9 protein-coding genes are annotated in these 11,696 nt (G+C 55.4%); 4 read left to right on the forward strand and 5 right to left on the reverse strand.

The features are described 5' to 3' along the window. The 4 genes from VI895_10080 to VI895_10095 all read left to right on the forward strand — a co-directional run. Positions 1-2,551 (forward strand): tetratricopeptide repeat protein (locus VI895_10080; protein HLG20144.1); only part of this gene is annotated, 2,551 nt, incomplete at its 5' end. Next, complete coding sequence (locus VI895_10085) at positions 2,530-4,479, forward strand: serine/threonine-protein kinase (GenBank protein HLG20145.1); 1,950 nt, start codon at positions 2,530-2,532, stop codon at positions 4,477-4,479. The genes VI895_10080 and VI895_10085, both read left to right, overlap by 22 nt. Before the next feature lie 162 nt (positions 4,480-4,641). Further along, the gene (locus VI895_10090) at positions 4,642-4,839 is read left to right on the forward strand and encodes a type II toxin-antitoxin system HicA family toxin (protein ID HLG20146.1); all 198 of its coding nucleotides are present in this window, start codon (positions 4,642-4,644) and stop codon (positions 4,837-4,839) included. Positions 4,840-4,841: 2 nt separating this feature from the next. Further along, entirely contained in the window at positions 4,842-5,300 is a 459-nt protein-coding gene (locus VI895_10095) for a type II toxin-antitoxin system HicB family antitoxin (GenBank protein HLG20147.1), read from the forward strand. Positions 5,301-5,365: 65 nt separating this feature from the next. Here the strand turns inward: VI895_10095 and VI895_10100 are convergent, their stop codons facing one another. From VI895_10100 to VI895_10120, 5 genes are all read right to left on the reverse strand, one after another. Beyond that, positions 5,366-8,401, reverse strand: coding sequence for a c-type cytochrome (locus tag VI895_10100; protein ID HLG20148.1), 3,036 nt, complete (start codon positions 8,399-8,401; stop codon positions 5,366-5,368). A gap of 11 nt (positions 8,402-8,412) precedes the next feature. After that, positions 8,413-9,489 carry a hypothetical protein gene (locus tag VI895_10105; protein HLG20149.1) on the reverse strand — a complete coding sequence of 359 codons (1,077 nt, stop codon included), beginning with the start codon at positions 9,487-9,489 and terminating at the stop codon, positions 8,413-8,415. Beyond that, entirely contained in the window at positions 9,490-10,278 is a 789-nt protein-coding gene (locus tag VI895_10110; GenBank protein HLG20150.1) for a cytochrome b N-terminal domain-containing protein, read from the reverse strand. A 5-nt stretch (positions 10,279-10,283) separates the two neighbouring features. Continuing rightward, positions 10,284-10,853, reverse strand: a complete 570-nt coding sequence (locus tag VI895_10115; protein HLG20151.1) for a ubiquinol-cytochrome c reductase iron-sulfur subunit — start codon at positions 10,851-10,853, stop codon at positions 10,284-10,286. A gap of 66 nt (positions 10,854-10,919) precedes the next feature. Next, the coding region (locus tag VI895_10120) for a HEAT repeat domain-containing protein (GenBank protein HLG20152.1) at positions 10,920-11,696 on the reverse strand (777 nt) is incomplete at its 5' end.

The raw sequence follows: 11,696 nt of genomic DNA on the forward strand, positions 1-11,696 counted from the left end.
CGAAAAACCGATCTGTCTTCGCGGCGCCTCGCTCGCGGACCACACAACTCCCTTAGGAATTCTGGCCGATTTAATTCAGCGGGGACTTACGCTTCCGGAAATCGGCCCGAGCCTGTTCTCCGATGTGCCGCCGGAACAAAAGGAAAGCGCCGAAGAGCTGGCCGCGGTCGTTCATTATCTGGCCGGACAGAAAGAGCTGGATGACCGAATGCAATCCCTGGATCCGCAGGCGTTGCGGTTGGAAATTCATCTGGCCGTGCGCTTTGTTCTTGAGCGATCGGCGGCCATTGCCAAAGAACGGGGGTGCGCGCCGCTGTTTGTGCACCTCGAGGATCTTCAATGGATCGATGCCGCTTCCCAAGAAGCGCTGGAATTTTTGGGCGCCAACTTACGGTTCGATGCGCCGATATTTTTCATTTGGACCTATCGGCCCGAGTTTCGATGGAGTCCGGAGTTGAAAACACAGTTTCAAGCCGAAGAAATCGAACTGAAGCCGCTGCCGCAAGACAGCTGCCGAGCCATCTTACGAAACGTATTGGGCGAGTCGGCATTTCCGTCCGGGGAAGAGGATTTGTTGGTCCGCCGAAGCGGTGGAAATCCATTTTTCATGGAAGAGTTGATCCAATCGCTGATCGATGACGGGACGCTGCAACGGGAAAACGATTCCTGGCGATTGTCGAAGGCGATCGATGAAGCGGGCTTGCCCGACACGATCAATCGAATGATTTTGGCCCGAATCGACAAAATAAGACCGGAGCACAAACAGGTGCTGATGGCCGCCTCCGTCGTCGGCGAGACGATTCCATCCGTGATCATTCAGGACGTGGGTCATCGGATGGGTGCGGAAAAGGCCGGCGTGGAAATCCGGCTGAAAAATCTGCACGACCTCGGATTCCTTTATCCCAAGGAACGAAAAGGCTCGCTCGGATCCGAATTTGCGTTTCGACACGCACTGACTCGTGATGTGGTGTATTCCACGCTCCTCAATCACAACAAGAAAATCCTGCACGGGCTGGCCGGTCAGGCCTATGAACACGTTTATAAGGATCGTCCCCAGGATCATTCCGCTCTTCTCTTTCACCATTTTTCGCGAGCGGGGCTGAAGGATAAGACGATCACGTATGGGTTGATGGCCGTGGACCAAATGGTCCGCCAATATGCAACGAAAGAAGGTCTGGAAGTGGCGCAGGTGCTCTGGCCGCTTCTCAAGGAGAGCGGAAATTCGGCCCATCACCTCGACGCACGTATTCGCCTGACCGAGGCGGAGATCAAATTGTTCGATCTCCTGGGAAAACGACAGGAGCAGTTAAAACGCGTCGAGTCGCTGGAAGAGATGTGCCGGAGCCGTTCCACACCCGAACTCGCCGCCCGAGCCGCGCTTCATCGGGGTTCCTACTTTGCGGGAATCGGAGATTTTCGCCAGACCAAGGAATATGTGCGGAAAGGTCTGGATACGTGTCCGGCGGACGGAGGCCCGAGCCGGTTGAGGATGGATTTGCTTCGCACATACGGAATCGCCGCGTACAGCATGGGAGAGTACGCCGAAGCTCTGAAACATTACGAACAGGGACTCTCCATTTCCAAGGAGCTGGGGGAACGCGGTGCGGAGGCGGCGTTCTACAACACCGTCGGCTTGGTGCATTTCAACATGGGCCAGCCGCGGGAAGCGCTCGAGTATTATACGCGCGCCTACGAGATCATGGATGAGATCGGAGACCGTCGCGGGCAGGGCAACGCGTTGGGGAACCAAGGCCTGGTGTATTGGACCCTGGGGGAGTACAGCCGGGCCCTCGAACAGCTGAATCAGTCGCATAAGATTTTTCGTGAGATCGGTTTCCGTAAGGGGCAGGCGGTGACAATGGGGAATATCGGCGTGATTCATCACAAACTCGGCCAATACACCGAAGCTCTCAGGTGCTACGAGACCGCCCTGGCTTTGCGCCGCGAAATCCACGACCGAGCGGGGGAGGGGTATGATTTGGTGAACATCGGCGTTGTTCACCAACATCTTGGGAATTACGTGAAAGCGATCGAACATTTTGAAGCGGGGGAATGGCTGGCCCGTGAAGTGGGGAGCAACTATCTCCTTTCCGAAAATCTAAATTGCCTGGGGATCGTATATCGAAAATTGGGCGAAACCGACACGGCCTTGCTTTCTCGAGCAAGATCAAAGGTTGAAGAGGCCCTGCACATCGCGCTGGAGCACAAGCTGGTGCCAGCGCAGGTAAAAGCTCTCTCCAATATCGGACGGATCTTGTGGGCTTTGGGAGAGCGGGAAGTGGCTCTGGCGAAAAGCACGGAGGCGATGAAATTGATCGAAGTCCATCAATCGGGTGTGGAGGGCTCCGAGGAAGACGCCTACATCAACCACTATTTCATTCTGTCGGACGCCGGGCGCGGGAGCGAGGCCCGAGAATGGCTCGGCAAGCTGGTTCATCTGATCGAGGACCGCGCCGCGCGAATTAAAGAAGAAGCATACCGCCGCAGCTTCCTCGAAGAAGTTCGCCAGAATCGGTACGCCCTGAGCGAGTGGAGAAAGAACCCGGACTGATGGAACCGCAGCGGTTCGGCAAGTTCTGGCTTGTGGACAAAGTCGCCGCGGGAGGAATGGCGGAGATCTTTCGCGCCGTCGGTTTCATGGCGGACGGGCGGCAGCGGACGCTCGCGATTAAACGGATCTTGCCGCAGTTTTCCGACGACGAGGAATTCGTTTCGTTGCTGATCGATGAGGCGAAATTGATGGTGCGCCTCAACCATCCCAACATCGTTCCGATCGTCGAGTTCGGGAAAGCCGAAAGCTCCTATTACATCGCGATGGATTTCGTGGAAGGGACGACCCTCAAGGATCTCTTCCGCCGGGTCCGTGAAAAAGGAGAGCAGTTTTCATTCGATCTGGCGATTCACATTGTGCGGGAGATCGGTCTGGGCCTTTCGTACGCCCATCGGAAAACCGACGACGGCGGAAAATCACTCGACCTCGTTCATCGAGATATCAGCCCGGCGAATATACTGATTTCCTTCGACGGGGAAGTGAAGATCGCCGATTTTGGAATTTCCAAAGCAACCAACCAGTCCCACAGCACTCGAATCGGCGTGATCCGCGGCAAGACCGGGTACATGTCCCCCGAACAGACCAAGGGCGGCACCGTGATCGACCTGCGCAGCGATATTTATTCTATGGGCATCATTTTGTACGAGCTCCTGACGGGGGAGCGGCTCTATAAGGCCAAATCGGTCCCGGAAGCGCTTCGGATCATCCGCGAGGGAAAAATTCCCCCCATGGCCTCTCGTCGCCCCGGCGTGCCGGACGATTTGGAACGGATCGTTAGGAAAGCTCTCGCTCAAAAGCCGGACGATCGCTACCAGAGAACCGAAGGTCTCTTGGATGAGCTGAACGAGTTCTTAACGCGGGGATTCCCGGGCGGGCGGCCGATTCGCGTGACGCACACCGATCTCGTCGGCTTTTTGAATCGATATTATTCGGTCGAAATGGCTTCGAAATCAGGAGAGGCGACCGCCGTGAATTTGGATGTTCATTGGGGCGAACCGAGCGTCTCGACCGCCGCCGACGCAAATGCGGCTTCCGCACAACGGCCTCAAACGATTGCCGCCAATCCCCTCTATGAATTGAGCGAGCCCGAAAAATCGATTGTCACGCCGGGGAAGGGCATACGCGGGGAACAAGCAGCGACCCTCGCCGCGTCCGAGAGTCGCACCGTGTCTCTTCAGGATGCCGTTTCGGCTTCGATCGAGGTCGCGCGACGAGTCTCCCCGTTTGTGATCCGGGGACTGGCGGTCGGATTAGGGGCGATCGTCATTTCGATCGTGATCTTTCGAAGAAGCCAAGTCGTTCCGGGAAAGGCGGTTCCAACGCCTTCCCCTAAACCGGAGATCCGGATCACCAAGGATAAGACGCCCGCGCCATCGAAAACCGCGTCCGCTTCCCTCACACGAGCGCTGGTCCATGTAGATACGGATCCGAAATCGGCGCGCGCGAGGCTTTATCTCGACGGCCGGCCCATGGGAGAGAGCCCGGTGGACCTTCGTAATTTGGAGGTCGGAAAGAGTTATACGTTGAAAGTCGAGGCACGGGGCTACTTCCCTCAGGAAATGACGCTTCAAATTTCCGAATCGGGGGAAACGGCAAAAACCGTCTTTCTCAATCCGATTCAGGATAAGAGCTCACGACCCCCGCCTCCTATGGTCGGACCCCCGGTCAAGCTCGGTTCCAAGAAGCCGGCGCCCAAGCCCGGGTTTTTTATCATAAACTCCATTCCATGGTCGGTGGTGTATGTGGACGGAAAACGGGTCGACACCACGCCGATCACGAAACCGGTCGTCGTTTCGGCGGGACGGCACAACATCAGACTGGAGAACCCGAATCTGAAGCTCAAACAGGAGATCTGGGTGAATTTTGAGTCGGGCAAGACGCTCAAGTGCATCGTCAATTTGAAGGATCAGAAATACACGTGCAAGTGAACGGAACCGGCCGTTCGATTTATTTGAGAGAGTAGATGTAATCACGCATGCAAATTTCTTGTTTTTCCTAAGAAGGCTTGAAGGTGGAGAAAGATATTGAGATAGAGGACATATTTACCAGATTGACGTATACAATATATATGTTGTATCCTGGAGAAAAGAATGAAAATTCGGGATCTGGTTGCTGAGTTGAATGGCGGGGGGTGGGAGTTGGATCGAATACGAGGGTCTCATCATGTATTTGTTCACCCGAGAGCGGTTCGGGCGATTACGGTTCCGGTTCATGGCAATGAGATCCCCGATTTTTATGCGAAAAGCATTTTAAAACAGGCGAAACGAGCATTGAGGAAAGAAGGGTAATGATGAGTGTATCTGATGGCTATTATGCGGTTCTTTTTAAAGAGCCTAAGAGCAAAACAGTTGGCGTTCGCTTTCCGGATCATCCCTCGGTCATTACATATGGGCGGGATTGGAAAGAGGCTGAAGAACATGCCCGCGAAGCCCTTTCGGCTGCATTAGAGGCTGAATTTGAGCGGGGAGCAACTTTACCGAGGCTATCTAAACCGAAAGCCAAGAGAAATGAGAAGGTGGTTTTTGTGCCGATCGATCCCGAGGTCCGAACGGCATATCTGCTACGCGCTTGGCGCGAAACCGCGGGTTTTACACAAAAACAGATTGCGCAGCAGCTTGGCGTTTCCTATCAAGCGTATCAACGGATGGAAAGACCGGGGCGCGCGAATCTCACAGTTCGAACGTTAAAGAAAATTGCCAAAGTTTTTCAAGGTGAACTCGTGCTTGATCTTCGATTTTCGAATTCATAACTGACCCAATGTGAATCTAAAGAATCAAAAATACACGTGTCAGTGAACGGAACCGGCCGTTCGATTTATTTCAACGTGTAGATGTAGTCGCGTACGGCAGTCATTTTCGGATCGGCGTCGGGATACATCGGCTGACCTTCGTAATAGAAGAAGTTCGGCATGCGCGTTCCCGGCAGGAGCTTTTGCGGGTCGCGGAGCCAATCCGCGATCCAGTCGTACCGAAGGCGGGTTTTGGTCAACTTGAAGTCCGGGGCCAGGTTCGAAGTTTCTTGGTCCGCCGGTATGGCTCCCAGAACGTGGCACTGCGCGCACTTCAGCTGCGTGAAGATTTCTTGGCCGGACTTCGCTTGCCTGGGAGATAGAGCTATGGCCGGTGGTTCCTCGATTTGAACCGGCAGGTGGTCGAGTGCGCGGAAATACCGGATCGTCGTGTTCAGCTGGTCGCTCTTGAATCCAAACGAAGGCATTCGGACCTTGAGCCACGGGCGGATGGTCGTGGGTTTCGCGAGGAACCCGTAGAGCCAGGCTTGTTGGACCTTTTGGCCTTCTCCGACGAGGTTCGGAGGCCCGAGGCTCGGATCCTCATACTGACCCAAAATTTCACCGCCTTGCGCTTCAATGGTGTGGCAACCGCGGCAATTGAAATTCCGGATATGCCGGCGGCCCGCCCTAATGGCCTCCCGCTCCGCGGTCAACGCGGGCTTCCGATGGAGGGGTACGTCGTATTTTCGAAGCGCTAGGACGAAGGTCAAGACCGTTTTCCCTTCTTCCGGCGAGAAATGGAAATTCGGCATTCGCAATTTCTCCAACGGCTCCTTCTCTTTGTCCCGGTCGAAGATTCGCGGTTCCATCATTTTTTGGTAAATCCAGTCCGCCACCGTCGGTTCGATATCGACAAGTCCGAAATCAAATTGACTGAGCGGCTTGGAGGCTTCGTACGTCAACTCCGTTCCGATCGGTTTGGCATTCTCAAATCCCGGAATATCGTGGCAACCGAAACAACCGTGATGGGAAATCGCGCGTTCCCCCACGAAAAGAAGTTTTTCATCCTGCGACATCGATTTAAGCTTGGCTTCGGCTTCCGGTTTGGTCATCCGCATGGAGAGGAAGTCCACCGTCACATCATCCAACATTCGTGCGTCCCATCGCGGCACACTGGAAGAATCAAACGCCTCGTTCTTCTTCGAAAGCAGATAAGCGGTGAGGTTCGCGATCTCGCCTTCGGTCAGGCGCAGGCTCGGCATCCGGGTGTCCGGCCAGTATTCTTTCGGATTCCGAAGCCAGGCGGCTAGCCAGGGAGCGCTCAGTTTCGAGCCGACCTGGCTCAGTTCGGGTCCCAATCCATGGGGCCGCTTGTCGGGAAAATCGTCCATCGTGTGGCAGCCGAGGCAGCCGACGCTACCGAAGAGTTTCTTTCCTTCTTCCGCATTTCCTGGCGCGTTTCCTCCCGAACTTCCGGGGACGGTCGACAGCTGAGCCGGCTCGGCTTTGGATCGGAGGTAGGTCACGATACCGGCGATCTCCACGGAACTTCGGCGTTTGGACGCCGTATCGCTGGCATTCGATTGATCGAAGATTTGTGGCATGTTGGTGGTGGGCCGGAAGAGCTTGGGATTTCGGATCCATTTGGTCATCCACTCTTCACCGACCTTGCTTGTGATCCGCCGGAGAGTTGGGCCGGTTTTCCGAACCGATTCCCAGCCTTCGATTTTGTGGCAGCCGAAACAGCCGGATCGTTCGACCAGGAGAATTCCCTGCTGAATCTCATCTCCCTGCGGAATATCCACGTCTTCTCTGTGGCATCCGTAGCACGTGGCCTCCGTCTGAGGCAGCGGAAGCATAGGATCGCTCCAATGCTTCGCCTCCACTGGATGCCAGTGGTATTTCTTTCTCCACTGTTCGCCCTGTTCGGGATTTTGAGGCGTGTGTACGGCGTTTGTAAACGTAAGGCCGCTCCCCAATCCTCCGTGGCAGACCGTACATCCGTAGCCGGCCAGCGGATGGGAAGATTTCGCCGAGAGAAACAAAGGAAGGTTTGGATGGGTTTTCAGCGGATTGGGCTGGTCCTCGTACCCTACTTTATCGATGGCGATATGGCACGTGGCGCAGGTATCGGCGCGGGGCACCTTGGTAAACGTGTAGTCGTCGTAAAGATCGCTCACAACGATCTCTTTCACGCGAAGCGAAGGATCGATGAAATCGAGCATCGGCAGGTCGCGCAAGACGTCGTTGACGAACGATCTTTCGATCCCCTTCGCCTTTCGTTTCAATCGCTCCAGTCCGGATTGAAGTTTCGTTAATTCCGCTTCGGCCTTTTTCTTCTCCTCGGAAAACGCGTCCACCCGTTTCCTGGCCTCGGAATATTCTTTGTCGATCTCTTCGAGATTACGCTGAGCGGCAGCCACCGCCGCTTCGATTTTCTTGTAGCGCTTTTCGATCTTCTCGGCTTTCTTCTCCTGGTCGAGGATCGGCGCGTGCCGATTGAGAAACGCCTTGACGCTCTGTCCCGCCTTTTCAATGCTGGCCAGAGTCTCGGCGCGCCGGGCCTTGAGGTTTTCGTCATCGTCCCCCTGTTTTGCGGCCGGTTTTTTTTTCAAGTTTTTCAGGCGATTTTCGTGGGCTTTCAGTTCGCCGGAGAGCTGGTTGTAGGTCTTGGTGATCTCATCCACGTTTTCAGGCAGGTGATGCCGCGCTTCTTCGACTTCATAGCGCAAGGCGGAAAACGTCGATTTTTCGTTTAGAAAAAGTGTGTTGGCGACGAACTTCTTCCGGTCCAACTCTTCAAGCGCCTTTTTTCGGGCGAAAAGGTCGGTTTCTTTCTTACGGAAATCGGCATCCGCCGCGTGAACGGCCTCCAAGGCCTTCTGGTATTCGGGATTGGCCTTCAGTTCTTCGTTGGTCTTTGCGATCGCTTCTTCGGTCTTCTGGATTTCCAGCGTTCGAAATTTGCGCTGCCATCCCTTCCATTCCCGGTCGTAGTCTTTCTGCACCATCGCCAGCATGCCGACCAGGAGCAAGACGCTCGAAATCGCGAACCACTTGTTCAGGCGGAAAATGTTGAAGAGATAATCGGGATCGAGCACTCTGCGGGGAGCGGCCATGCTTCACATCATCAGATGTTGAAGAAGTATTCGGGGATGGCCACGAGGTACTTCAGGTTGAGCGTCCATCGCAGAATCATCTTGATGGGTAGCGAGGCCAGCGCAAGAAACAAAAAGCACATTAATTGAAACCGAAGGAGCGTCAGCTGGGCCGCGAATGTCCGGAATACCGTCTTCGCCAGAAGCATCGGGAGCGCCGCGAGATACCCGAACACGAGAATCATGCCCGGGGCCTCGCGGACGAGAATGGTTTTCGGGAGCCCCATGTGAAGCAATTGAACCCAGAAAAGTTCGGATAGATTCACGTTGGTCAACGGTTCGACTTTGTGCGGATCCCACGGTTCGAACGGTCCGAAAAAATTCCATCCTGGGCCCCGCATGAACGTGCCGAGCATGATCAACAGCACCCACTGCACGACAAATCCGAAGAGATAAACGGAGATGGCGAATCGACGGTTCTTAAACGTGAAATAGCCGTTTCCCTGGGGGTTCGGATCGAAGTAGGGGATCGCCATCAAGCCCACGATGATCAAACCCGGGAAAACCACGCCCGCCAGCCAAGGGTCGAAATAAACGAGCATTTCCTGCAGACCGAGGAAATACCACGGCGCTTTGGACGGATTCGGCGTCAACGTCGGATTGGCCGGATCCTCCAGGGGAGCCGCGAAGAAAATCGACCAGAAGATCAAAAGCACCGTGACCAAGATGAGACAGATGAATTCGATGTACACAAGGTTCGGCCAAACCATGACCCGCTTGTTTTGGTCCTGTTCGATGAGCGGTTTCTTTTCCGCCAGACGCCGGTCGTTCTGGACGCCGCGGTAGATCGAGTACCAAGTGAAAAAGCCTACGGTCGTCAGCATGATCGTAATCGGAATGTTGTCGGGGGTCGTGACGATCTCGAAGAAGTGGGGATCGGTCATGGCGAAGCCGAATGCCGCCGCGGCGACCAGGGCAAGGGCTCCGGCTATTTTGGGCCGTGCAAACCACTCCGCTTTCCATACGAGCAGCAGAAGCGTGATCACCGTAAACGCGTAGATCGTGATCGGGTTCGACGCCGCGTTGATCCAATGACGAAGCGCTTCCATTTACATCGGTCCGGAAATGCCGCCGTCCTTTCGGACGCGCCAGAAGTGAACCGCCATCAAGATCGTGGCGACGAACGGTATAAAGATGCAGTGCAAAACGTAAAACCGGAGCAGCGTGCCTTCGCCGACCATGCGGCCGGCCAGCAGGCCGAACCGTGCGTCGTCTCCCGCGTGGACGAGGTTCATATCTCCAATTTTGAGCAACGACGCTCCGGGTCCCTCGTGCCCTAGGAACGGAGTGGCGCGGGCCATGTTCGAACCCACGGTAATCGCCCACATCGCCAGCTGATCCCAAGGCAAGAGATAGCCGGTGAAACTCAGGAGCAGCGTAAGAACCAGGAGGACGACGCCGATGACCCAATTGAACTCCCGCGGGGGTTTGTACGAACCGGTCATAAAGACGCGGAACATGTGCAGCCAAACCGTGATGACCATCGCGTGCGCGCCCCAGCGATGCACTTCCCGCATGATTCCGAGCGGGACATGCTCGCGAAGAGCCACGATGTCGGAATATGCGTACTCCGCCGTCGGACGGTAATAAAACATGAGAAGAATTCCGGTGACGGTTTCAACGAGAAAGAGAAAAAACGTGATGCCGCCCATGCACCAGGTGTATCCAACCCGAATGCCCGACTCGCGCGATTTGACCGGATGCAAATGCAGAAAGACGTTCGACAGGACGGCCATCGCGCGGTTTCGAGAACTGTCGGGGTAACCGTGGCGAAAGATCGAACGCCAGATCTGGGATTTGGCGATGCTCTCTTTGAGTCGATGAAGTTTTTCTTCCATAGAAGTCACCCCAATTTAAGAAACGATTCGGGGTCGTTCCATTGCCCCTTTTCGAATTGAAATTTCCGGCTCTTATCGACCAGAATCTGGCCGTCCTCCGCCAGGGTTACCTTATATCTTTCCAGCGGCCGAGGAGCCGGACCCTCGAAGTTCATCCCGCTCTTATAAAAACCGCTCCCGTGACACGGGCACTTGAACTTGGCTTCCGAATCCAGCCAATTCGGCGTGCAGCCGAGGTGCGTGCAGATCGTGGATAACGCGAATAGGCCATATTGGCCCGTCACCGGATCGGTCCCGCGGACCAACCAAACGCCGTTACTGGCTTTGAATCGCTCATCCACGATGCCGTCCGAGAAATCCTCGGGATATCCGGCTTTGAACTGTTGGGGCGGTTCGCGAAGGACGTTTGGGAAAAGAAAACGTTGAAACGCCCCCAGAAACACGGCGGTGGCGCCGCCGAACGCCGCCCATCCGAGACCCAACCAGGTCATGAAGCCCCGCCGCGAAACCTGCGCGTACGGATCCTCGATGACAAAACTATCCTTCGGGTCTTCTAGCGGTGCGTTTGCTGCCATTGGGTGTCAACGTATTTATGATGGCGTGAGTGAGCGCTCACGCGTTGCTCCGAAAATCGGCGGTAATTATTCAGAATGTCGAGCTTTTGTCAAAAGATCGCCGGACAAGATTTGCTCCACGTTGGAAGCGGCGGTCCGAAGCCTCGGATCCACGGCGGTTCGGGCAATTCGTGAAATACTCTCACGTGCCGAAACGAGCTTAAGCTTTCCGACGGCATTCATGGCGCTGAGCATGATTTCCGCTCGTTCGACATCTCGAAGGTTCTGTGTGGCGCTACGAAGCGCCGGTTCGTCCAGCAGACCCAACAATTCCTTCGCACCCGCGGGATTCCCCATTTGAGCCAATCCCAACGCTGCGTTCCAGCGAACGTCGGTCACGGTGTCGTTCAATAATTCGATCAGCCGATCGGCCTCGCGCGGCTTTGCGACGAATCCATACGCAAATGCCGCCGTTTTTCGGACGCCGGCGTCTGCATTGGCCAGCTGCTCCGCGACAAACGGCTCGGCGCCCGGTGAACCGATTCGGGCCAGAGCCAGCATCGCGTAAATCTTCATCTCCGGATCAGAGTTGTTTTGGACGACGTCCGTTAACGAGGGAACGCTGTTTTCCGACCCGACCTGAGCCATGGCTACCAGCAGATATTTTCGAAGGAGGGTTTCTTCGGGCTTGCTCGACCGAAAAATCGACATCACTTCCCTCTCGAACTTCACGCGCTCAGGGCCGACATCTTTTCGAGCGAGATAGCCCGAAAGCTCATACGCGGCCTGCCAGCGCTTGTGACTCGAGGTGGAACGGAGCCGCTCCAGATAGTCGTTGGCCCCGAGTTGGTTTTGGGCCAATTT

It is taken from the genome of Bdellovibrionota bacterium (genome assembly GCA_035292885.1).
Lineage (GTDB): Bacteria > Bdellovibrionota_G > JALEGL01 > JALEGL01 > DATDPG01 > DATDPG01.

Coding starts and splice junctions, on each gene's coding strand:
- VI895_10090 (HLG20146.1), top strand. CDS start 4,642: ATGAAAATTCGGGATCTGGTTGCTGAGTTGAATGGCGGGGGGTGGGAG.
- VI895_10095 (HLG20147.1), top strand. CDS start 4,842: ATGAGTGTATCTGATGGCTATTATGCGGTTCTTTTTAAAGAGCCTAAG.
- VI895_10100 (HLG20148.1), bottom strand. CDS start 8,401: ATGGCCGCTCCCCGCAGAGTGCTCGATCCCGATTATCTCTTCAACATT.
- VI895_10105 (HLG20149.1), bottom strand. CDS start 9,489: ATGGAAGCGCTTCGTCATTGGATCAACGCGGCGTCGAACCCGATCACG.
- VI895_10110 (HLG20150.1), bottom strand. CDS start 10,278: ATGGAAGAAAAACTTCATCGACTCAAAGAGAGCATCGCCAAATCCCAG.
- VI895_10115 (HLG20151.1), bottom strand. CDS start 10,853: ATGGCAGCAAACGCACCGCTAGAAGACCCGAAGGATAGTTTTGTCATC.